The following is a 23237-nucleotide window of genomic DNA, read 5'->3' as shown; positions in this document are numbered from 1 at the left end:
AGCCGCAGGTGACTACGACTATATTTTCGAATCGGTGCAGGATGCCTTGGATGCATTTGCTAACGGCGATACAATCTCCGCGGAGCTGCATTCCGCTAAGAGTGGTAATACGGAAATCCGCGACGCCATTGTATTCGACTATCCGGGTAAAACGCTTACATTGAATATGAACGGCTATACCTTGGAAAATGAGGGCGCTCCCGTTATCACGGTTGAGGCGGGCACGCTGAAAATCACCGGGGATGCAATCATCAACCAGATAGCTGCGGGCGCTGAGTTGATTACACCCGCAATCAGAGTCACTGGCGGCGAACTGATTTTTGAAAACAATTTGACCGTGACTGGCGGCAAAGCCGGCGCTATGGTTGGGTCCGCGATTGAGGTCACGGGCAACGGCACGGTGACCTTCCAGGGCGAAGTGAACGCAACGGCTCAGCTCATCGACTCAACTACAAGTGACCCCGACCTTTCCCCTGCGATCAAGGTGACGGGCGGCACGGTGACCTTTGCGCAGAAGCTGACCGCCACGGGCGGCAGATACGACGACAAGGCGAACCGGAAACAACAGCAGCCCGCGGTTTCTGCCTCGGGCGGCACGCTGGATTTCCAAAACGGTTTGGAGTTGAACGGCGGCCTGACGCTGACTGGCGACGCGGCGCTGAAAAACAAGCTGACGCAGGGCACGTTCACGGCAATCGAGGGTATAGACGTGCGCCGGGTATCGGTCGATGGTTCGAATCCCTACAAGCGTATAGCTGACCTGCTGGAAGATGGCTATGCCTTTGCTGACAACAACAAGGCACTGGTAGAAGCCGGAGGTTCCTATAATATTTGGACGATCAGCGATCTTACCATCGTGCCGCATACGCATGATTGGAAACCGGATAGCACTTATACATATCTCCATAGATGCGCGTGCGGCGCGTCCGACAATCATAGCGATTGGAAAGACGGCAAATGCGGAGTTTGCGGCTACGCTTGCCTGCATGAGAGCGTGAATAACGATGGCACATGCTTTACTTGCGGAGAGAAGATGACCGTAGAGATCGTGGCGAAGGACGGCACAACGACCTACGGCACAGACTTTAAGGCGGCGATGAAGGCGGCAGAGAATGGCACAACTGTCAAGCTGCTGGCGGATATTGAATGGGGCGTGACTCCCCAAGACAGAGCGGCTATTACCGGAGATGGTAAAATTGTTACGCTGAATCTGAACGGGCATACGATCACCGGCGGATGGTTTGATATTGGGAGCAATAACAATCCTACATCCTGCACATTGAAAATCATCGGAGAAGGCGGTCACGAAAGTCTAGAGGGGATGGGCGGCTACAGCGGTGTTTCCCCGAAGGCTACGCTGGATCTGAGCGAGTGGGAAGGCGGTACGATCAGCGCGATCAATATATCGGATGACTCGAAATATGACGAAACAACGCGGGAAGCCGCAGTAATCGTAGGACCAAAGGCAGGTACTATCGGAAAACTGACGTTCGGGAATAATCAACTTGGCGAACTGAAAAAGACGAAATTGAGCGGCGGCAGCTTTAATGAAATTTGGGCAGCGAACAACCAGCCGGTTAAGCTTGGTGAACTGCTTGCAGATGGCTATGCGTACCAGAATGAAGATGGGTCGTATGTGAAGTACGAAACGACACTTCGGGGCGCGTCTATCTACAATGTCAAGGTCGTAAAATGCCTGCATCCGAACATGAAACCGGGTGAAGATGGCGTAGCGACGTGCGAATACTGCGGCAAGAGCGGCAAATTCGTAGCCTCGGTGGATGGCAATCTCTATACCGCTGACCAATGGAAGGATGCCTTCAAAGCTTGGCTGGGCGATGCCGAAGATGAGAAGGCTAACGGTATATTAAAGCTGTATACAGATTATAAAGCTGAAGCGGCAGATGCTACGTGGAGCGTTGGTTATCGCCCGAACGGCAATACGCTTGATCTGAACGGACATAGGATGTCGGTTCAAGGTGACGGCGCATTCAAGCCCACTAATAATATGCATTTGACGGTTACCGACGGCACGGAGCGCGGTCAGATTGAGAATATCCTCCTTGATGGGAATCAGCGCGGGAGCTTTACGCTGGAGAGCGGTTATGTCGGCAATCTGGAGATGACCGGCGGCGCTGTCGTTGCGCTGAAGGGCGGCAGCGTTGACAAGCTGGATGTACAGAATTGCTCCGCAAACACAAATCTTTCCATCCAGGGCGGCAGCATTGGCAAACTGAATATAAAGGATTGGGCTGATGGCATGCATGTTTCCGCCACGGGCGGCAGCCTTGGCGCGTATAATCTGCCAAGCGGCAAGATTCTCGCGGATGTGCTGGATCACCAATATTACGCTACAGGCACAAGCCTTGATAAACGGGTTGATGCGGTGGCGCAAAAATGGGAAAAATTCGTTATCAAGCAAGCCCCTTACGACTTTGGATCGACTTCTAAAGCGGCAAATGTTCCCATTAACGGCAGCATCCCCTTCATGGTTGGCTCACCCAGTGAAAATGTGGGCTTGTACGATGTGAAGTGGTATCGCAGAACGAACAGCGGCGCAGAACATATGACGCTGAATAGAGTGGCTGACGTGAAGGTCGGCGATACGCTGGATGTATTCTGCGTGATCACAGGGTTGGATAGACCCGGCGGAGCAATGCAGTGGCAGGTGGCAGTCAAGGACTATACGATAAATGTCGTGCCTGCCAAGCTGAACGACGACCGAACGGTCATTAGGCAGAAGCCGGACACGGGCAACACCCAAAATCCGGCAGACAACCGCCTGGTGGTTACTCCGTTTTCTTCCGGCGCGTTTAGCGATGTAGAATACAAATTTGAGGTGACCTACAACGGACAGCCGCTGGAATTGAATAAAGATTACACCATTAAAGATTCGAACAATTGGGCAAGGAATGCCGGAACGCACACGCTGACCATCGAGGGCATGGGCAATTATACGGGTCAAAAGTCGGTGACATGGATGCTTGAGCCGTATGAGCTGTCGGTTGAAAACTATCGTCATGCCCAGATTAACAAGACGTACGATGGTACAGATGCAGTGACTGACAGCACAAACGGAATCGACGCGTTAGGCGGTTTTATGCTTGATTCGAAGAACCCGCGGAATCCTATATTGTTGACTTTGGATAATCTTGATTTGGACAAGAGCGACTACGAGTTGAGCAATATGAAATTCGACTCCGCGGAAGCCGGAGACAGAACCTTCACCGGCACAATGACGCTGACACCCGGCGGCAACTTTGTCTTTGCCAAAGGCAGCAGGGTGATGCAGATCGAATACAGCAGCGACCGTATGCCTGTTTATATCAGCAGTGCGATCATCGCTGCCCCCGCGGCCAAGGCGCTGCAAGTCGCGAACAACCACGCGGCGACGTATACGGTCGATCTGTCCGCGCTGCTGCCTGCGCTGGAGGCTCCCAGGGAGTACGGCGCGGTGACCTACGGCGCACCAACTGTCAACTTGTCCAGCGGCTATTACACCGATGGCGCGAGGGTGGAAGACGGCAAGCTGATTTTGCCCATTCGGGCCGTGGAAACGAAAGAAACAGGCAGCATTGGTTCTGTCAAGGTCAAGGTCTCTACGACCAACTACCATGACTTCACCCTGACCATCGACGTCAGCGCGGAGAACAGGATCACTCCCACCGGCACACCGACGCTGAGCAAGAACGCCATCACCTACGGCGACGCCCTGAATACCATCGCTCTCTCCGGCAAGATGGAGGATCCCACCACTGGCGCAGCGGTCGAGGGCACCTTCACATGGCAGCAACCGGGCAATACGATCCTGGATGCGAGTACGTTTGGTCATGATATCGGATGGACGTTCACGCCGAACGATGGGAATACCTATACGGAAGCAACCGGCACCGCAACGGTCAAGGTCGACAAGGCGCGGCGGAGCGGCGAGATCAGCATGACGGGTTATACCTACGGTCAAATGCCCAGTATTCCGAGCCTGACAGAACAGACGGGTGACCCGAACGTTCAAGTGACCTACTATTATTCCAGCGTTGGCAATGGCAATATGCAGGTCTGGAGCATCAACGATCCGCCCGCGCTGAACGCCGGTACCTACCGTATGTCTGCCAAAATCGGCGAGACGAATAATTACTATGAGTACAATGCCGAGTTTTGTGAATTTGTGGTTGCAAAGGCAACGCCGGCCTACACCGCTCCCACCGGGCTGACGGCAAAATACGGTCAGACGCTGGCGGATGTGACGCTGCCGGACGGCTGGAGTTGGACGGATAGCAGCGAATCTGTGGGCGGCGCTTCGACTGCCGCCAAGACCTTCCAGGCGAAGTTCATCCCGACAGACACCGAAAACTACAACATGGTGGAGAACATCGAGCTTGAAGTCATGGTGAACAAGGCGGATGGCGGCAGCCTCAAAACGGTCGAGCTGGAGCAGAAGTACACGGACACCTCGGAGCACACCTACACGCCGGATTGGGCCGGACTGCCCGCCGGGCAGGACTGGACGTTCAGCAGCGAGGCGAGCATCGTCCTGTCCAAGCAGGACTTCGCAGCGGACGGCAGCTTGCTGACCTATGCCATCTCCGGCGGCAAGGTGGGTGACAAGATCACCATCACCCTGAAAGCCTCCTGCAACAACTACGAGGATTTCACCATCGCCCTGACTATCACCCTGACAGAAAAGGATAATCAGCAGGCACTGCGCATTACCGGCGGCACCACCGTGGTCTACGGTCAGACCTTGCAGCTTGGTACCAGCGGCGGCTCCGGTTCCGGCGCGGTGATCTACACTGTGACCAATGGCACCGGCGAGGCGACCATTGACGCCACCGGCAAGCTGACTCCCGTCAAGGTCGGTAAGGTCAAGGTCCGTGCAACTAAGGCTGGCGATGCAAGCTACAACAGCATCACCAGCTCTCCCGTGGAGATCACCATCACCAGAGCCGTCCCCACCGGCGAACCTGCCTATACCAAGATCACCACTTCCGGCAAGACGCTGGCGGATGCCGCCTTGGGTATCGGTACCATTACGCCTGCCGGCGGTACGATTGCTTGGGACGACCCCACCACCACCGAGGTGGTTGCGAACAAGAGCTACGGGTGGACTTACACTCCCACCGACACCAACTATACGACGCTGACCGGCTCTATCCAGCTGTGGCACAAGTCCACCTCCTCCGGCGGCGGCAGCTACTACGCCCCCACAGTACCCGATATGCCTATGCTGTACAGAGGCTGCACCGGCGACGCTGTCAAGACGCTGCAGGATAAGCTGAACACGCTGGGCTACAACTCCGGCAATGTGGACGGCATCTTCGGAGCCAAGACCTATGCGGCGGTGACTGCCTTCCAGAAGGCTAATAGCCTTGGCGTGGACGGTATCGTGGGCAAACTCACTTGGGCGAAGCTCTATGATGCCACGCCCGTGAACGTGACGCCCGTCACGACCCAGCCCATGCTCCGCACCGGCTCCCGCGGCGATGCCGTGCGTAAGCTCCAGGAGATGCTCAACGCCAAGGGGTATACCTGCGGCAATGTGGACGGCATCTTCGGAAGCAAGACTTACGCAGCGGTGTTGGCGTTCCAGAAGGCCAACGGTCTGGGTGCGGACGGCATCGTCGGTCCCCTGACCTGGGGTAAGTTGGTCTAACCCAGCGACAAGAAATATCATCACCGCAAGGAAAGTGACTGCACCCGCAGTCAGAGCGTAACGTTTCTCTGGAGGGTCATAGCTGAGTAAATCAAGCAGCTGCCAGAGCAGACATACGCAGGCATAATTCCACAACAGGCAAAGGACAGCGCGGCGGACGGTCAATAGCACCGCCCCCGCGCTGTCTGCTTTTCACCACAGGAAACTCTGTACGCCATTCACAACCCATGAGCCATGCCGCCTTCCCACGCAGAAGGAGAAAACACTATGAAAAAAAATCACTCGATTTCCGTTTTGAACCTTTGTCGCCATTATGCTGATGGGGACGGCGATCAGTGCCACCGCTTGTCATCAGAAAGAGGAATATCCCAGCGTACCCGAAGTGACCGAGCCACAGCCCACCGGCGAGATCATCCCCACCGTGGACCGGCAAAAGGAGCTGAAGGACGCAAGAAAGAAATACGCCGACGCCGTGGCGTGGCTGTATATGCCCGGTACCGAGGTGGACGACCCCGTGGTGCAGGCGAAGGACAACGCTTACTACCTGCAAAAGGACGAGAACGGGAACTACAGCGAATGGGGCTGCTACTACGCCCACTGTGACAACCGTTTGAGCAGCCGGAGCAAGCTGGACAGGAATACCGTCATCTTCGGTCACTCTGCCAGCAACTGTGACCCGGACGGGCCCAAGCTCACGAAGCTCCATCGGTATATGGATGCGGACTATGTGAAGGAGAACCCGTATGTCTATTCGTCCATGATCTCCAGCACGATCCTGTCTCAAGCAATTTCTCTTGTTCGTCCGTCATGGTGACACGAAGCTTCTCTTTATTCCTGCAGATCAGTTCCTGCTGTTTCTTTCCGTGCAGGGCGAAGTATCACACTTGGTCTGCCTAATATTGCTGTACCAGAATTCTTCAAGGATTCTCATATCGCTATGATGAAAATCAACTCGCTTTGAGTGCCAATCGAAAAATATTCACGATAAAATTATGATGAAAGTCAACAGCGTTTTCCTCGCAGGGCGCAGATACTTTCCCTTACTTCTGGTGCGCTTTCCCTTAAAACGCAGCTCGTATTAAGGGAAAGTCCCTATTCTTTGTCTATAGCGATGCAAATTCTGCGCCGCCTATCCTTGCATAAAGGACTTGCTTAACCTCCCCATTAGAGGTACAATGCGGCAAACCGGGGTACCGGATTACCTGCCCGCAGCACTCCGGCAAACTATAAAAACCGCTTTCTGTCCCCTGTCACGAGGGTGTTCAGAAAGCGGTTTTTTGACCACATATTTGACTACAGACAGGCGTGGAGTACGCGGAAACAGTGGAAATAAGAGTCTTAAAGAGTATCCGTAAACGAGACGAAATGGCAGGAAAGCGGCACAAATCGTCATAAGGAATTATGTAAACCGCTTTGGGAGCAGGAGGCCCGGGGTTCGAGTCCCCGCACTCCGACCAAAAAGCTTTGAAAAGCCGCCTTTTTAGGCGGTTTTTCTGCGTTAAAAGCTCAGTTTTTTTATTTTGCGTTGACCGCATAAGTTGCTGAAAAATATGGGTCAAAGTGCGAAAACAGTAATGCGGCGGCAAGTTCAATTTGCCGCCGTTTTCTCATTTGACCCACAACCTGACCCACACAGGCAAAACTGAGACAACCACACGGAATTTGGGGGCAAAAATCGCCTTAAGATGTTCAGATTGAAAATGCAGTCGAAATAGGGTATTATTGGATAACGGTAGGCCTTGTGCCTGCAAAGCCAGCCGTACGGTGTTCCCGTGCGGCTTTTTGTATTTCGCATTCCACATGCAAAACGGAGAGATGCTTTAAAGCAGTATCTCCGGTGATGAAACGGCCCGTGCGTCCTTGGGTATCTGCTCGGCGGCAGCTGACAGCGGACCGCTTTAAGATGAATATCGTCAACTGTGCCCTGCTTGGTGCACTCTCCTGTCCATGCCAGAACGGCCAGACGTGGAACGGCTGACGGACTTTTACGAATACCCGGGCGGCAGCGGCTATGAAGGGCGGTTTACCCAGTGCGGTATCTGCACACTGATGCAGGAACTGGGATCGTACGACCTGACGCTGGCTCTGTGTCATCCGGACTATACCATGAGTGAGACCGGCGGCGCGACAAGCTTTGTGCGGACGTATACCCTGGCCTCCGGCGGACCGTACTGTGACTGCGGCTATAAAAAATGCGTGAAAAAAGTGCCCCTAGGCTTTCTTGGTGTCCTTGCTGCCCAGGACCTTAATGCCGGTGGTGCCGAACAGCACACCGGCGGCAAACATGGCAAATCTCTTCATGGCAGATCGCTCCTCTATATTTTGCAGCAGTTAGATGTGGCTAACCGTCGCCTGTAAGATAGCACAGCACAGGAAAAAAGTAATACTTTTCCGAAATAAAATTGCCAAAAATACTGCGGAATGCAGCGTGCTTTGCAGGGAAAACGGCAAGGGCGCCCCACATAGCCGCAAAGCCCACAGGCCGTCGGAGACGTCAATGACACCTCCGACGGCCTGAAGCAAAGGCAGCGAGATAAAGGAAGGAAGTTTTTTATAAGGAAGGTTTGGTGGGCGGGAGTAGCGCCCATGAAGAAGTTTCTTGCCCGCTGCCCGGGGAAAAAAGCAAGGTCATGCCCGCGCCGGCGCGTCACGGCGTATGGCCAGCAGCACCGCCGCCGACAGCGGCAGGCAGGCCGTCAGGCCCCACAGGGGGATGCCGTAGCCTACCTGCTCGATGAGCCGCCCCAGCACCGTGGGCGCGATCAGCGCTGACAGGGATACGCCCAGCACGATGATGGATGAGGCCGAAGCCGTCCGAGTAGGGAACGTCTCGCAGCAAAGGATCACCAGGGCCGGGACCTCCGCACCCTGCAGCAGGCCCAGCAGCACCAAAAGCACCCGCTGGACGGCCAAAGACGGCGTCAGCAGCAAAACCGCAAACACGCCGGCCGATAAAAAGCAGGTGAGCAGATAGAACGTCCGCACCGGCATACGCTTATACACCAGCGGCGAGAGCATACGGACCACCAGTGCGCCCAGGAAAAACAGGGTGAGCATGGCGTTGGCCGCGCCGCCTGCCATGTGGTGCACGGTCTTGTAGTAGTTGGGCAGCCAGACGGCGATGCCGTTCTGGAAGCACAGATACAGGAAACAGCACAGCAGATAGAGCCATGCGCGCTTGTCACGAAAGATCTCCGCCGGGTTGGCCACAGACCTGTCCCGCAGGGCCGTCATATCGGCGTAGGGCGTGTGGGGCGTGGCGCGGCGGGACACCGCCCAGAACACCGCGCCCAACACCAGCGCCGCCGCGCCCAGCACCAGATACGGTACGGCAAAGGTGGCGGGGCGGCCGCTGTCGGTAAGCCATGTCACCAGCAGGGGCGCCAGCATGGCGCCCAGACCGTAGAAGCCGTGAACGATGGGCAGCAGCGTGCTCTTCTTCTCGGGAAACACGTCGGCGATGACGCCGTTCATCAGCAGGTCGATGGTGATATAGCCCACACCGCCGATCAGCGCAAACACCAGCAGCAGCCCATAGCTGTCATTGCCGTACAGGGGCATGGTGCCAATGGTCACACCGGCCACGCCCACCAGCACCGCGCCGGCCAACAGGCCGTACAGCTTGTGGAGCCGTTCGCCGAACAGGCCCAGCAGCACCGTCATCACGATGCCGCCCAGGGACTGAATGGTCATCACGAAGCCCTGGCGGCTTTCGGTGATGCCGAAAAAGGCCATCATGGACTCGGCGTTGGCGCCAAAGGCATTGAAATAGACGCCGTACAGCAGAAACAGAGCGAAGCACAGGACCGCCAGCAGCGGCAGGATACGCTTTGCGCCTCTCATGCCCGGCTCCTCATGGCGGCCAGGGCATGGAAGGTCTCCCGCAGCGCGGGATATTGCCGCAGATAGAGTTGGTAGTAGGGCTCATAGGCGCGGCCACATTCCGCATCGGGGTACAGAACGGTATCCGGCTTGACAATGGCATCGCAGGCGCTCTCCACGGAGGGATACACACCGGTGCCAACACCGGCCAGAATAGCCACGCCCAGCGCCGGGCCCTCCAGCGCCGCCTTGGCGGTCTGGATGGGGCAGCCGTACACATCGGCCAGCATTTGACGCCAGAATGCGCTCCGCGCGCCGCCGCCGCAGGCCATCATTTCCTCCGTGGGCACATTCATGCCACGGAGCACATCCACGCACTGACGCTGGGAGTAGGTAACGCCCTCCAGCACAGCGCGAATCAGGTGGCCGCGGTCATGGCCGCCGGACAGGCCGATAAACGCGCCCCGGGCCTTCTCGTCCAACAGCGGGGATCGCTCGCCCATCAGATAGGGCAGGAACAACAGGCCGTCGGCGCCGATGGGGGTTTTCTCGGCCAGGGCCGTCATCAGCTCGTAGGGGTCCACGCCCTGTTTGGCCGCCTCGGCCACCTCGCCGGCACAGCAGGTATCCCGCAGCCAACGCAGGGACTGACCCGCCGCCAGCGTGCAGCTCATTACCGCCCACTTGCCGGGAACGGCGGAGCAGAAGGTGTGTACGCGGCCCGCCGGGTCGATGGAAACGCTGTCCGCATGGGCAAAGACCACGCCGGAGGTGCCCAGCGTCGTAAAGGCCTTTCCGTAGCGGACAGTACCGGTGCCCACAGCCGCGGCAGCGTTGTCACCCGCGCCGCCCACCACGGGCGTACCCTCGGCCAGGCCGGTCAGGGCGGCAGCTCCCGCCGTCACCGTTCCGGTCACGTCCACAGACTCGTACATCCGGCCCAGCAGCGCCGGGTCGATGTCCAGCTTGTTCAGTATCTCGTCAGACCACTGCCGCCGGGGCACGTCCAGCAGGTTCATGCCGGAGGCGTCGGATACCTCGGTGGCAAACTGGCCGGTGAGGCAGTAGCGAATGTAATCCTTGGGCAGCAGGATATGACGGCAGGCCTTGTAGACCTCCGGCAGATGCTTCCGCACCCACAGGATCTTCCCGGCGGTAAAGCCCGCCAGGGCGGGGTTCGCGGTGATGGCGATGAGTTTCTCCGCGCCCACAGTCTCGGTGATCTCGCGGCACTCCTCGCCGGTGCGGCCATCGCACCACAGGATGCTGCGGTGCAGCACCTCTCCCCTCTCGTCCAGCATCACCAGACCGTGCATCTGCCCGGAGATGCCTACACCGGCAACATCGGCGGCGGCCACACCACTTTTGTGCAGCACGGCCTGCACCGTCTCCCGCACAGCACGCCACCAGTCGGACGGCTCCTGCTCAGCCCAGCCGTTCTGGGGCTGGTAGAGGGGGTATTCCACCGTGTGGGCGGCCATGGCCGTACCGTCACTGCGGAACAGCACCGTCTTGGTGCCGGAGGTGCCCAGGTCGATACCCAGCAAATATTCCTTCATAGCCTTGCGCCTCCTTTAGGCAGGGCCGCCCTTCCGGGCGGCCCGCAATATGTCATTTCTCAGTGGAACAGCACCCGGTTGACCACAGATTCCAGATACTCCTGACGGCCGCTGGGCACATCGAAGCTCTTGAGGCCCTCGGCGTAATCCGCCAGAGACTCCAGGGTCATCTCACCATCCACGATCTTCTTGCCCACGCCGCTGTCATAGCTGCTGTAGCGTTCCTTGACGAACTGGTCCAGACGGCCATCCGCTTTCAGCTCCAGCGCCTTGCGGAGACCCAGGGCAAAGGTGTCCATACCGGAGATATAGGCCAGCAGGATGTCCTCGAAGGTGTTGGACTGGCGTCTGGCTTTGGCGTCAAAGTTCAGGCCGCCGTTGGTAAAGCCGCCGGCGCGGAGGACCTCCATCATACAGTAGGTGGCGCTGTACACATTGGCGGGGAACTGGTCGGTATCCCAGCCCAGCAGATAGTCTCCCTCGTTGGCGTCGATGGAGCCAAAGCTGCCGTTGACGATAGCGGTACGCAGCTCATGCTCGAAGGTATGGCCCGCCAGGGTGGCGTGGTTGGCCTCGATGTTCATCTTGAAATCCGCCGTCAGGTCGTACTTCCGCAGGAAGTTCATGCAGGTGGCCACGTCGAAGTCATACTGGTGCTTTGTAGGCTCCTTCGGCTTGGGCTCCAGATAGAAATCGCCGGTAAAGCCGATCTTGCGGCCGTAGTCACGGGCCATACGCAGGAAGCGGGCCATGTTGTCAAGCTCCAGCCCCATGTCGGTGTTCAGCAGGGTGTCGTAGCCCTCGCGGCCACCCCAGAACACATATCCGGTGGCGCCCAGCTTCACCGCGGCATCCAGGCAGGCCCGGACTTTAGCGGCGGCGGCGGCAAACACATCGGCGCAGCAGGAGGTGGCTGCACCGGCCATAAACTTCTTGTCGCCGAAGTTGTTGGCGGTGACCCACAGGCACTTCTTGCCGGTCTTCTTCTGCAGCTCGTACAGATAATCCACCATCACGCGAAAATTGGCGATGCTCTCGGCCAGGGTAGCGCCCTCCGGGGCGATGTCCACGTCATGGAAGCAGTAGTAGTCGATGTTCAGCTTTTCCATCAGCTCGAAGGCGAAGTCCGCTTTGGCGCGGAACTTGGCCATGGGGTCCGTCTGGCCCATGGACTTATCCATGGTACCGGAGCCGAACATATCCACGCCCTCGGCGTCGATGGTGTGCCAGTAGCTCAGTGCGAACTTCAGATGCTCACGCATTTTCTTGCCGGCGATGACCTCGTCCGGGTCATACCAACGGAAGGTAAAGGGGTCGGTCCCCTGGGGATCGTAGACGACCTTACTCACATCAGCGTACTTTTTCATGTTATTACACCTCCGAAGTATGTTTCGTTTTTACGCGGGAACGGATCATGGGCACCACCAGCTGGATGATAACGGCCACCAGCAAAATCGAGCCCTTGATGGTATCGTTGATCAGGGCGTCCACCTGCAGGGAGGCGATGATCTTGTCGATGATGGTATAGCTCATGGCGCCGAACAGAACGCCCAGCAGCTTGCCCTTGCCGCCGCTCATGCTGATACCGCCGATGACCACCGCGGCGATGGCGTACATCTCGTTGCTCTTACCCAGGGTAGCCGGGTCGACGGAGCCGTTCATGGCCAGCCACAGGAAAGCGCTCAGGCCGGTGAGTATGCCGGTAATGACATAGACCGCCACACGGGTACGGTTGACGTTGATACCGGCCAGGGCTGCGGCGCGCTCATTGCTGCCCAGGGCATAGACGGTCTTGCCGAACTTGGTGCAGGTGGATATGAACACCATGATGACCGTGACCAGCAGCAGCACGATGCCCACCACGGGAACGGTGGCGATCTTCAGCTGGCCGAAGCCGTAGAAGCTGGCATAGTGGTCCAGGGTACCGGTCATATTGAAGATGGAGGACCCGGTAGTCCGCAGGTAGTACTGAGCCACCGAACGGAAGATCAGCATGGTGGCAAGCGTCACGATGAACGCGGGCATTTTCACCAGGCCGATGAGCACACCGTTGAACAGGCCGCACAAGCCGCCGGCCACCAGGGCGAACAGCAGCGTCAGGAGCACGCTGTCCGTGGCATTGAACACCACCACGGAGAAGCTGCCCACCAGCGCCAGCATGGAGCCCACGGACAGGTCGATGCCGCCGGTGATGATGACCAGGCCCATGCCGAAGGCCATGATGCCCACCACAGCGGAGTGCCGCAGGATGTTCATCACGCCACTCCATGTGGTCGCGCCGTGGTTAATAAACAGATAGGCGATGAAGATCGCCAGTGCGATGAGGATAAAGCTGTAATTATTGATCCAGGCGGCAATGCCCTTCTTGTTCAGCCCCGGTTTTTTGGCCTGGGCCTTCAGTTCCGTGTTCTGACTCATACGTTTACCTCTCCCTCCGTTGCGTGTATCACATTGGTCGCATACAGCATGACTCTCTCCTCCGTGATCTCCTCACGGGGCAGGATCGTCTGGATATGCCCGTGGTAGAACACCACACAGCGATCCGCGATCTTCTGTATCTCCGGTATCTCCAGGGTGTTGACCAAGATGGTCTTGCCCTTCTCGGCCAGTTCCAGGATCAGCTTGTAGATCTCCGCCTTGGCGCCCACGTCGATACCCTGGGTGGGGTTATCCATGATAAGGATATCCGCCTCGGTGGTGAGCCACCGGCCCAGGATCACCTTCTGCTGGTTGCCGCCGGACAGTGACAGGATCAGGTCGTCATGGCTGTTGGCCTTGATGTTCAGCATATCCCGCATTCTGTTGTACTGCGCCACCTCTTTCCGCCCACGGATCAGCTGGTGATTGGCAGAAAGCGTGTGTTCGGAGATGTAGTTGTTCTCCAGCAACGTGAAATCCGGGATGACGGAGTTTTCCTTGCGGTTGGCGGGGATCATGCCGATCCTGTGGCACATGGCGTTATGTATGCCGCCATGGCGCAGCGGCTCGCCGTTGACATACACCGTGCCCGAGCGGATGGGAATCGCGCCGAAAATCGCCTGCATCATCTCGCTGACGCCGGCGCCCTTCAGGCCCGTCAGACCGATGATCTCGCCCTTACGCACCTCCAGGTCCACGTTCTCGAACCCTTCGCCGCTGAGGTGCTCCAGCTTCAGCGCCACATCACCCAGCTGGCGGGGCTGGTACACCGAGGCCTCGGAGTAGCTGCTGCCCACCATCAGGCGGGTGACAGCCTCCGGCGTGGTGTCGGCAATATTGCCGGACTGAATAAAGCATCCATTCCGCAGGACCGTGTAGCGGTCCGCGATGGTAAATATCTCGTTCATTTTGTGGGAGATGAAGATGAAGGACTTGCCCTGCTCCTTCAATCGCCGCACGATACTGAACAGGTGCTCGATCTCCGCGTTGTTCAGCGCGGTGGTCGGCTCGTCCAGAATAAAGAGCTTCGCATTGGCGTGAAGCGCCTTTGCGATCTCCAGCAGCTGCTTTTTGCTGGTCTCCAGCTCGTCTACCAGGGCGTTGGGGTCGATATCCACGCCCAGGTCGCTCATCAGCTGGCGCGTCTGCTCCAGCATGGCCCGCTTATCCAGCGTGCCCAGCTTGGTCAGCAGTTCTTTGCGAAGAAAAATGTTCTCGTACACCTTCAGATCGTTAAACAGGTTCAACTCCTGGTGTACAAAGGCGATACCTGCCTGTTCTGTCCGTTTGACGGAAATGTCATGCATTTGCTCCCCGTCAAACTCGATCTCGCCCTCATCCCGCTGATGCACACCCGCCAGGATGTTCATCAATGTGGACTTACCGGCGCCGTTCTCTCCCAGCAGTGCGTGTACTTCCCCGCGCTCCACGGAAAAATCAACGTGCGAAAGCACTTCCACACCGGAGAATGATTTGGTGATATTGGTCATTTTCAGCAATTCCATGCCGCACGCCTCTCTTTGCTGTTTGATAAGATCCCTTCTGCGAAGGGGGAGGTGCCCCGCGGGCGCCGAAGCGCCCGCGAAGCCCTCGGAAACGACTTTACTTACTTGGAGACAGCGTCACCGAAGCCCTGGAAGTCGTTGACGTTGGTAGCATCCACCACGGACACGGCGATGACGTGATCCTGGGTGACGGTACCGCCCTCGATGTGGGTGACCATGTCATCCACGGCAGCCTTGATCATCGCGGGATCGTAAGTAACGGAGAACAGATCGGCCAGCTTGGCAACCTCAGCGGTGTAATCCTTCTGATGGATGCCCTTCAGCACGGAGTAGATCTCGTTCAGACCGGAGGAGGTGCCCAGATGCACACCGGCGTTCAGGAAGGCGTCCTTCTTCTCGGCGTCGATCTCGGAGCTCTTCAGCGCCTCCAGGATGCCCATGGCGATCTCGTCGTCGTGGGTGAAGATCCACTTGGTGGCGGTGATGTCCTCAACAGTGCTGGCATCCAGCCAGTTGATGAACAGCTCCTTGCCCTTGCTGCGGCTCCAGCCGGTGTAGTCGGTGGACTGGATGGCAGCGATCTGCTCCTCGGTCCAGCCATTCTCCTTCAGCACGCTGAAGAAGCCGTCGTTACGCATGGTGGGAACGGAAGAGTTGTCACCGGGCATGATGAGGACCTTGTCGCCAGCCTTCATGCCGTCGGCGATGAAGCGCTTGGCGGTCTCGGCGCCGATGCCGTTGTTATCGCCCTTGACGCAGGCAACAGCAGTGGAAGCAGCGGAGTCGATGATACGGTCGAACATCACATAGGGGATGCCGCTGGTGGCCAGCTTGGCCATGGTGTTCTCCAGGGTGTTGTCCTGAGGCAGAATGACCACATAGTCAGCGGTCTTGTTCTCGATCAGGTCCTCCACCTGCTGGATCTGGTTGGCGGCGTCGGAAGAGGTGATGACGGTGGCGGCATACTTGCCGGCGTCATTCAGCTCCTGCGCCTTCTCCTGCGCATAGGTCATCACAGCGCCGGTCCAGCCGTGGTCGGCATTGGGGACCAGGATCGCGATGCGATTACCCGTGGCAGCATCGTTGTCCTTGTTGGCGTCATCGTCCTTCTTCTCGCCGCAGGCGACAAGAGACAGGGCCATGACCAGCGCAAGGATCAGTGCCAGTACTTTCTTCATGGTTGTTTCCTCCTAAAAATTTTTTATAGATACGGACAAAGTCCGCCTATAACGTGTTCTTACAGCTCCACCCAGGCAGAGTCCTTGGCTGCGGAGTCGATGACCGCGTGAATGAACTTCACGCCGTTGAGGCCGTCGGTGACGGTGGGATAGTCGAAAGAGCCGTCGTTGGCCGTACCGCCCGCCTTCACCGCCAGAATGGCGCTGATGATGTTCTTGTAGATGTTGGCAAAGGCGACGATCAGTCCCTCGGGGTGGCCGGAGGGGATGCGGCTGTACGCGCCGGCCTTCTCGGTGATATAACCGGTACCGCGGGACAGGGTCTCCGTGGGCTTGCCCTTGGGGGTGTACTTCAGATAATCGGGATAGTGCTGCTCCCACTCCAGTGCACCCTCGCTGCCGTAGATGCGGATGGTCAGGCCGTTGAGCTTGCCCGCCGCGATCTGGGAACACCAGTACGCGCCGTTGACGCCGTTTTCGTACTCGACGAGCATATTGGCGTTCAGGTCCAGCTCCTTGCCGTAACGGTTCACGGTGGCGGCCAGACGCTTGATGTTCAGGCCGGTCAGGTAGTGGACGGAGTTCTCGATGTGGGTGCCGATGTCGCCCACACAGTTGGAGATACCGGACACCGCCGGATCGGCGCGCCAGACGGACAGCTTAGTGGTGCCCTCGCCGGGGACGCCCAACTCATCGATGAGCCACTCCTGGACATACTCCGCATTGACGGCGGCGATCTTGCCGATCTTGCCCTCGGCGATCATCTCGCGGGCCACCTTCATCATGGTGTAGCCGGAATAGGTGTAGGTGACGCCGAAAACCAGGTTTTTCTCCTTGGCCAGGGCCACCAGCTCCTGCGCCTGTTCCACGGTAAAGCACAGAGGCTTTTCGCACACCACATGGATGCCGTGCTGCAGGAAGCACTTGGCCACGTCGTAGTGGGTGTTGTTCGGGGTGGTGATGCTGACGAAATCGATACCGTCGGGACGCCTGCTCTCCGCCTCGGCCATGGCCTCATAGCTGGGGTACACGCGGCTCATGTCCAGGGAGTAGGTCTCGCCGGTCTCACGGTTCTTCTCCGCATTGGTGGAGAAGCAGCCCGCCACCAGCTGTGCGCGGGGGTCAAAGGCGATGGCTTTGCGATGCACCTCGCCGATAAAGGCGTTCATGTGGCCACCGACCATGCCGTAACGGATCTGAATACCCATATTGTCCTCCTTGTCGCGTTTCAGTTGGCGATAGCGTCGTCAAACTTCACATCGGACTTCTTGAAGTCCACCTTCTTCACGAAAGCGGCCGCCTCGGTAGCGCCCTCGATACGGTCCATACCGCTGTCCTCCCATTCCACGGACAGAGGGCCGTCGTAACCGGCGGCGTTCAGCACGCGGATGATCTCCTCGAAGTTCACGTCACCATGACCCAGGGAGCGGAAGTTCCAGCCGCGGCGCAGGTCGCCGAAATCGATGTGGGAGCCCAGCAGACCGCTGCGGCCATCCAGAGTCACCGCCGCATCCTTCATATGGACGTGGTACACGCGGTCCATAAAGTCGCGCAGGAACAGATGGGGCGTCACGCCCTGCCACAGCAGGTGGCTGGGGTCGAAGTTCAGGCCGAACTCGGGGCGGTCGGCAAACTTCTTCAGCAGCTTCTCGGTGGAGTAGTAGTCGAAAGCGATCTCGCCGGGATGGACCTCCAGGGCGAACTTGATGCCGTTGGCCTTGAACTCATCCAGGATAGGGGACCACAGGCGCACGATCTCGTCGTAGCCGTTCTCGACCATCTCCTCGGTGGTCTGGGGGAAGGAATACAGCCACTTCCAGATGGGAGAGCCGGTGAAGCCCGTGACCACATAGCAGCCCAGCTTCTTGGCCACCACGGGGGCCTTCTTCATGGTGTCGATCGCCCAGGCGCGGATCTCCTCCGGCTTGTCGGCCAGCGCCGCGGGAGCAAAGTTGTTCAGCCGGGGATCGGGAGCGTCGCCCACACACTGGCCGATGATGTGGCAGGCCAGAGCCTTGCAGATCAGGTTGTTCTTCGCCAGGGTCTCCTTGATCCAGGCCACATAGCTGTCATCGCTGTATGCACGATCAATGTCGATGCCATTGCCCCAGCAGGCGACCTCCAGGCCGTCATAGCCCATCTTGGACGCCAGCGCACACAGTTCATCGAAGGGCAGGTCCGCCCACTGGCAGGTGCAAAGAGTTACCGGTCTGTTTCCCATGATACATTCCTCCTGTTAAAAAGTTAAATCATCATCGGCCTGTGCCGATCGGATCACAAACTTACTGCGAGTGCCGCACACGCACACGGTTGTGGGTATACACCACGCCGGCGGCGGGCCGCCGTCCGGTGTGGATATAGTCGAACAGCACACGCACCGCCTCGTCCCCCTGGGCGAAGGGCTCCTGGGTCACAGTGGCGGCGATGTGCCCTTCCTCCATATACCGCAGCACGGTCTCCGTCCCGTCCACCGCCAGCACGCGAATATTCTTTCCGCTTTCCAGGATGGCCCGCATACCGCCGTCGATACCGGCGGCGGCAAAGCACACCATATCCGGCGTGTGGCCCGCTAGATAGGCCCGCAGCACCTGATAGGAGACATCGTCGTCGTCCTGATTTTCCAGCACGGCGTCCACCGTGATCTCCGGCGTGCCCTCCAGTGCGGTCCGCAGACCGCGCACGCGGTCCATATGGCCGCGGACATTGGTGCTGCCGATAACAGCCGCCACGCGGCCCCGGCCATTGAGCATGAGCTGCACCAGATCTCCGGTGATCATACCGCTGTTGTAGTAGTCGCAGCCGACAAAGGCCACACGGTCGACATCGATATCGGTGTTGACTGTGACCACCGGTATGGGCAATGACTGCAGGTACACCGCGACCTCGGGCACATCCAGCGGCATGACCGCCAGCGCGTCCACGCCCTCGGCCACCAGCCGGCGCATGGCCTGCAGCTGCGTGGCGGCGTCGTAGCCCTTGATCTCGCGGATGGTAAGGGTGGTGCCGTAGCTGGAGAGTTTTCTGGCGCGGCTCTGTGCGCCGCGGAGCACCTCGTCAAAAAAGGGATTGCCGACGGAGGGTATGACCATGCCGATGTGGGTGCGCTGACGGGAGCGAATAAGCGCCTGGGCCAGCTGGTTGGGCTGGTAGCGCTCACGCTCGGCAATGTCCAATATACGCTTGGCCAGCTCGGGATTTACGTTGCCGCGGCCGTTAAGTACCCGGTCGACGGTGCCGCGGCTGGTGCCCGCTTTTTCAGCGATCTGCTTGATGGTCACGCGTCCGCTTCTCCTCTCCGAAATTTGTATCGCCCTTGGCGATGTGTCATTTGTGCTCGAGCACGAATTGACTGTGCTCGAGCACAGTTTCAAAATACCATCTCTTTTGTGATCTGTCAACGGAAAAGGGCCGGCATGGCTCTATTTCTGTAGAGTTGCCTAAACACGGCGAAAAACTTTTGTTGTTTTTCCCAGTAGACATTTCGGAATTCCCTGTTACCCGCAACGCTTTGTGCCAAACATTCCAAACCAATAAGGTGGCTGCCAAACAGCAAAAGGGGCCACCATACAGTGGTCCCTTTTATACGGAACAAGCCGAACGGCTCCCAGGTGCGTGCCTGGGAGCCGTTCGGTGCAAGGGGGAGGAAAAGGAGTAAAGGGAGAAAACAAGCTATTTGGTGCAGACCGGCAGGAACTGGCCGAAGCAGTCGGGCAGGACCTGACCGTCACGCATAGTGGTGCGGCCGCGGAGGATGGTCTCGACCACCCGGCCCTGGAAGGACATACCGTCATAGGGGGACCATTTGGCTTTAGAGTACATCTTCTCCTGACGGAAGGTGTAGGCCGCGGACATATCCACAATGGCCAAGTCGGCATCGGCTCCGGGGCGAATAACGCCCTTGCGGGGATAGAGGCCGAAGGTACGGGCCGCATTGGCGGAGGTGATCGCCGCCACGCGGGGCAGCGTCAGCAGGCCGCGGTGGACAGCGGTGAGCAGCACAGGAGAAAGACCCTCGATACCGCTGATTCCGGCGGGGGCATCCCAGAAGGAACGGTGCTTTTCCTCGCAGGTGTGGGGCGCGTGATCTGAGCAGACCCAGTCCAGGGTACCATCCGCAAGGCCCTGCCAGACTGCCTGGCGATCTGCGGCGGTACGGATGAGAGGGTAAGTCTTCATCACCGCACCGCAGCGGCGGGCGTCGCGGTCGGTGAAGGTCAGGTAATGGGTACAGGTCTCGGCGGTGACATCCACGCCGTCGGCCTTGGCGCGGCGGAGGTGCTCCACGCCGTCGCCTACACCCACATGGAGGACGTGCAGGGGCATGGAGAGCTCCTTGGCCATGTCGATGGCGGTGTCGATAATGGAGGTCTCGCAGCTGACGGGGCGGGTACGCAGCAATGCGGCGTAGTCCTGCGCGCCGGCGGCAAGGGCCTCCTGCGTCAGGGCCCGAACAATGGAGAAATTCTCTGCGTGGATGCCCAGGCGTTTGCCGGTGGCCTTCACGGCGCGGAACAGGCGATAGATCTGGCCGTCGTCCGGGGGCGGGAGGACGTTGTCCATGCCCTCACGGTAGTTGTAGATCAGGCTGTTGTCCCGGTGGTCCACCGCGTAGCCCCAGAAGAATTTGAAGGCCACGCAGCCGGCCTCCGCCAAAGCGGGCAGGCTGGCAAGATTGGCATCGCCCAAAGCCAGGCCCCAGACGCAGAAATCCGCATGGGCCTTGGGCTGGATGACCGAGACAAGATCGCGGAGAGACTCCGCCGAGTGGATGGTAGGGGTGCAGTTGGGCATTTCGAACACGGTGGTAATACCGGTGGCGGCAGCCGCCGCGGTGGAGGAACGGAAGTCCTCCTTCTCACCTGTGGCCAGACGGCCGTCGCGGGAGTGAACGTGGGTCTCGATCAGGCCGGGCAGGATATAGCGGCCAGAAGCGTCGGTGGCTTCGCCGACGGTGCCGGGCAGGCGCTCGGACGTGACGGCGGCGACCCGGCCATCACGGATGTAGATATCGGCACGCTGCATACCGTCATCGTTGACCACCGTGCCGTTGTAGATGACTCTGTCCCAGTCCATAAATGCCTCCTCTGATATGTATACTGTATACACTTAGTCTTCAAGAGAAGCCCCCATGACAGGTCACAGGGGTCTCGTGCAGGCGGTACATTCCGTCATACAGGCGGTAGATATCCGTCATGCAGATGGTACATATCCGTCATGCGGGCGATACATATCCGCCATGCAAATGGTACATATCCGTCATGCAGATGGGGTCTGTGCGTCAGTCCTCCTTGCCGTAGCGCTGGAGGGCTGCCTCGTGAACGTTAGCGGTATGGGCGGTGAGCACCCGACGGAGGCGATCCGCATCACGGGCCCGCAGGGACGCCACGATCTCCTCGTGCTCCGCCAACGCACGGCGGCGGCGTTCGTCATCGGACAGCACGCTCTCGCGGAAGCGGGCGTGCTCCGGGTTCTGAAACGACGTGGTGGCGCTGTAGCTTTCGATCTGGTCCAGGAGCTTGATGAGCAAGGGCATATTGCTGCTCTGGGTCAACAGGCCGTTGAATTCGTCCAGGTGGCGGAAATACGCACCGACGTCATGCTTGTCCAGCGCCTCGGCACAGCCGCGGTTGTCGGCCTCCATGGCGTCCAGCTGCGCGTCGGTGATGTTCCGCACCACAGCATCCACGCTGAGCAGCTGCAGGGCGGAACGGATGGTATAGACCTCGTCCACCTCGGCACGGGTCAGCCTGGGCCGGGCCACGGCGCCCTTACGGGGCTCGTAGACCACCAGCCCCTCACGCTCCAGCATACGGATGGCTTCGCGCACGGGGGTGCGGCTGACGCGGAAAATATCGGCGTATTTTGTTTCAACAATGCGCTCATCCGGCGCGATATCGCCGTTGATGATGGCGTTTTTCAGCTGGCTATATATCGTCTCGCGCTGGGGATTGGCGGGGTCCACCGGTGTGAAGGCTGTCATCTCTCTCTGCCCCCTTCTTTTTATACCGCAGCAGGCGGCTCTACACACACTATACCCGCTGCTGCGGGGAAAAGCAAGCAAAACCGGCAAATTTTGCTGATTTTCCCTCTCCTGCCGGGGCTTGGACGCAGTGCAGTCTCTCTTACATGTGCATGGGATACTGTATACAAAATACATGGTAACATATTCCTTTCCCTTTTGCAAGGGGTTTTCAGATGCGCGGCAAAAAAAAGAAAGCCCTTTCGGGCTTTCTTTTTTTGCTCTCAGTGACGCTTTTTAGCGGTCCAGGCCATGCCGGTCATAGACAGCACCGCCGTCACGGCGTAGATGCCCACGCCCGCGTCGAAGGTCTGGGGGCTGCTGCTCTTGCCGCCGATGGTAAAGTCCATGCTGGTGTTGCCCGCCGTGGACAGGATGGTGATGGTGTGCTTGCCCGCCGCCAGCGTCTTGAGGTACGCGGCCTTCAAGTACACCACGGTGGAGCCCTCTTCAGCGGTGTAGTTGGACTTGGCAAGGGTCTTGCCGTCCACCTGGACGCCCTGGAAGGTGCTGAACGCTGCGGTGGAACGGAACACCAGGCCGTAGTCGCCGCCGGGATAGTCTGTGGCGGACTTGTTGGTGCCGTTCAGCTCAGCGGTGATGCCGGGGGCGGAGGGGTAGTAATAGTAGCCGCCGGTCTTTGCGGGGACGGTGTAGGGCGCGTCACCCTTCTTGACTTCCTTCGTTCCGTTGACCGTTACTTTACCCTCACCGGTGTTTTTAACGGTCACGCCGGAGTTAACACCGGTCAACTGTACATCACCATTCTTAATGATGATGGTCTTTACGCCTTCAGTGGTCGCTGCCGTCTGGATATAATCCGTACCATAGTTGTATATGGTCTTACCAGACTCATCAGTCACTTCTGCCATCGCCAGATTTCCATCAGGAGCCGCCCAACTTGCATCGCTTTCTGCAATAGGCATATTATCATAGTGGCCGCCTGTCAGCTTCAACTTACCCTCAGGCGAACCCTGGCGCCCATAGATGGTCGTTACCGTCGTTCCGTTGGATTGTACAGTATTACCATCAACTACCGCCTTAACCACAATACCACCAGTTTTTCCGTTCGTCTCCGTACCGGCT

15 protein-coding genes are annotated in these 23237 nt (G+C 58.4%); 3 read left to right on the top strand and 12 right to left on the bottom strand.

Annotation, left to right across the window (positions count from 1 at the left end):
- Nucleotides 1–46: 46 nt before the first annotated feature.
- From ACOMDU_RS04310 to ACOMDU_RS13820, 3 genes are all read left to right on the top strand, one after another.
- Entirely contained in the window at nucleotides 47–5650 is a 5604-nt protein-coding gene (locus tag ACOMDU_RS04310; RefSeq protein WP_421129208.1) for a peptidoglycan-binding domain-containing protein, read from the top strand.
- A gap of 313 nt (nucleotides 5651–5963) precedes the next feature.
- A complete protein-coding gene (locus ACOMDU_RS04305; RefSeq protein ID WP_421129207.1) occupies nucleotides 5964–6464 on the top strand; it encodes a class B sortase in 501 nt (166 codons plus the stop codon).
- 1133 nt (nucleotides 6465–7597) lie between these two features.
- A complete protein-coding gene (locus ACOMDU_RS13820; protein ID WP_476718541.1) occupies nucleotides 7598–8008 on the top strand; it encodes an L-2-amino-thiazoline-4-carboxylic acid hydrolase in 411 nt (136 codons plus the stop codon).
- Nucleotides 8009–8278: 270 nt separating this feature from the next.
- On the opposite strand, the gene ACOMDU_RS04290 is transcribed toward ACOMDU_RS13820, so the two are convergent.
- The 12 genes from ACOMDU_RS04290 to ACOMDU_RS04235 form a co-directional block, all read right to left on the bottom strand.
- On the bottom strand, nucleotides 8279–9493 hold the full coding sequence (locus tag ACOMDU_RS04290; protein ID WP_421129206.1) for an MFS transporter: 1215 nt from the start codon (nucleotides 9491–9493) through the stop codon (nucleotides 8279–8281).
- Nucleotides 9490–11031, bottom strand: a complete 1542-nt coding sequence (xylB, locus tag ACOMDU_RS04285) for a xylulokinase (protein ID WP_421129205.1) — start codon at nucleotides 11029–11031, stop codon at nucleotides 9490–9492. The genes ACOMDU_RS04290 and xylB overlap by 4 nt, the downstream gene beginning before the upstream one ends.
- A 59-nt stretch (nucleotides 11032–11090) precedes the next feature.
- The gene (gene xylA, locus ACOMDU_RS04280; protein ID WP_421129204.1) at nucleotides 11091–12398 is read right to left on the bottom strand and encodes a xylose isomerase; all 1308 of its coding nucleotides are present in this window, start codon (nucleotides 12396–12398) and stop codon (nucleotides 11091–11093) included.
- Between the two features lie 4 nt (nucleotides 12399–12402).
- On the bottom strand, nucleotides 12403–13449 hold the full coding sequence (locus ACOMDU_RS04275) for an ABC transporter permease (RefSeq protein WP_421129203.1): 1047 nt from the start codon (nucleotides 13447–13449) through the stop codon (nucleotides 12403–12405).
- Nucleotides 13446–14954 carry a sugar ABC transporter ATP-binding protein gene (locus ACOMDU_RS04270; RefSeq protein WP_421129202.1) on the bottom strand — a complete coding sequence of 503 codons (1509 nt, stop codon included), beginning with the start codon at nucleotides 14952–14954 and terminating at the stop codon, nucleotides 13446–13448. The genes ACOMDU_RS04275 and ACOMDU_RS04270 overlap by 4 nt, the downstream gene beginning before the upstream one ends.
- Before the next feature lie 101 nt (nucleotides 14955–15055).
- Nucleotides 15056–16132 (bottom strand): substrate-binding domain-containing protein, encoded by a 1077-nt coding sequence (locus ACOMDU_RS04265; protein WP_022135196.1) that lies wholly within the window; start codon nucleotides 16130–16132, stop codon nucleotides 15056–15058.
- Nucleotides 16133–16191: 59 nt separating this feature from the next.
- Entirely contained in the window at nucleotides 16192–17340 is a 1149-nt protein-coding gene (locus tag ACOMDU_RS04260) for a Gfo/Idh/MocA family protein (protein WP_421129201.1), read from the bottom strand.
- 20 nt (nucleotides 17341–17360) lie between these two features.
- On the bottom strand, nucleotides 17361–18353 hold the full coding sequence (locus ACOMDU_RS04255) for a sugar phosphate isomerase/epimerase family protein (protein WP_022135194.1): 993 nt from the start codon (nucleotides 18351–18353) through the stop codon (nucleotides 17361–17363).
- 61 nt (nucleotides 18354–18414) lie between these two features.
- The gene (locus ACOMDU_RS04250) at nucleotides 18415–19410 is read right to left on the bottom strand and encodes a substrate-binding domain-containing protein (RefSeq protein WP_421129200.1); all 996 of its coding nucleotides are present in this window, start codon (nucleotides 19408–19410) and stop codon (nucleotides 18415–18417) included.
- A 391-nt stretch (nucleotides 19411–19801) separates the two neighbouring features.
- Nucleotides 19802–21205, bottom strand: a complete 1404-nt coding sequence (locus ACOMDU_RS04245; protein ID WP_421129199.1) for a dihydroorotase — start codon at nucleotides 21203–21205, stop codon at nucleotides 19802–19804.
- Between the two features lie 205 nt (nucleotides 21206–21410).
- A complete protein-coding gene (locus tag ACOMDU_RS04240; RefSeq protein ID WP_421129198.1) occupies nucleotides 21411–22112 on the bottom strand; it encodes a GntR family transcriptional regulator in 702 nt (233 codons plus the stop codon).
- A gap of 263 nt (nucleotides 22113–22375) precedes the next feature.
- Nucleotides 22376–23077, bottom strand: coding sequence for a hypothetical protein (locus ACOMDU_RS04235; protein ID WP_421129197.1), 702 nt, complete (start codon nucleotides 23075–23077; stop codon nucleotides 22376–22378).
- Nucleotides 23078–23237: the final 160 nt, after the last annotated feature.

Source organism: Vescimonas sanitatis, assembly GCF_049060325.1.
In the GTDB taxonomy this organism is placed as follows: domain Bacteria; phylum Bacillota; class Clostridia; order Oscillospirales; family Oscillospiraceae; genus Vescimonas; species Vescimonas sanitatis.
This window is presented reverse-complemented; position numbering and strand designations above follow the sequence as displayed.

What these genes read in the sequence shown, in the direction of transcription:
- ACOMDU_RS04275 (WP_421129203.1), bottom strand. Translation starts at nt 13,449, where the DNA reads ATGAGTCAGAACACGGAACTGAAGGCCCAGGCCAAAAAACCGGGGCTG.
- ACOMDU_RS04260 (WP_421129201.1), bottom strand. Translation starts at nt 17,340, where the DNA reads ATGGGTATTCAGATCCGTTACGGCATGGTCGGTGGCCACATGAACGCC.
- ACOMDU_RS04235 (WP_421129197.1), bottom strand. Translation starts at nt 23,077, where the DNA reads ATGCCTATTGCAGAAAGCGATGCAAGTTGGGCGGCTCCTGATGGAAAT.
- xylA (WP_421129204.1), bottom strand. Translation starts at nt 12,398, where the DNA reads ATGAAAAAGTACGCTGATGTGAGTAAGGTCGTCTACGATCCCCAGGGG.
- ACOMDU_RS04245 (WP_421129199.1), bottom strand. Translation starts at nt 21,205, where the DNA reads ATGGACTGGGACAGAGTCATCTACAACGGCACGGTGGTCAACGATGAC.
- ACOMDU_RS04255 (WP_022135194.1), bottom strand. Translation starts at nt 18,353, where the DNA reads ATGGGAAACAGACCGGTAACTCTTTGCACCTGCCAGTGGGCGGACCTG.
- ACOMDU_RS13820 (WP_476718541.1), top strand. Translation starts at nt 7,598, where the DNA reads ATGCCAGAACGGCCAGACGTGGAACGGCTGACGGACTTTTACGAATAC.
- ACOMDU_RS04305 (WP_421129207.1), top strand. Translation starts at nt 5,964, where the DNA reads ATGCTGATGGGGACGGCGATCAGTGCCACCGCTTGTCATCAGAAAGAG.
- xylB (WP_421129205.1), bottom strand. Translation starts at nt 11,031, where the DNA reads ATGAAGGAATATTTGCTGGGTATCGACCTGGGCACCTCCGGCACCAAG.
- ACOMDU_RS04240 (WP_421129198.1), bottom strand. Translation starts at nt 22,112, where the DNA reads ATGACAGCCTTCACACCGGTGGACCCCGCCAATCCCCAGCGCGAGACG.
- ACOMDU_RS04265 (WP_022135196.1), bottom strand. Translation starts at nt 16,132, where the DNA reads ATGAAGAAAGTACTGGCACTGATCCTTGCGCTGGTCATGGCCCTGTCT.
- ACOMDU_RS04270 (WP_421129202.1), bottom strand. Translation starts at nt 14,954, where the DNA reads ATGGAATTGCTGAAAATGACCAATATCACCAAATCATTCTCCGGTGTG.
- ACOMDU_RS04290 (WP_421129206.1), bottom strand. Translation starts at nt 9,493, where the DNA reads ATGAGAGGCGCAAAGCGTATCCTGCCGCTGCTGGCGGTCCTGTGCTTC.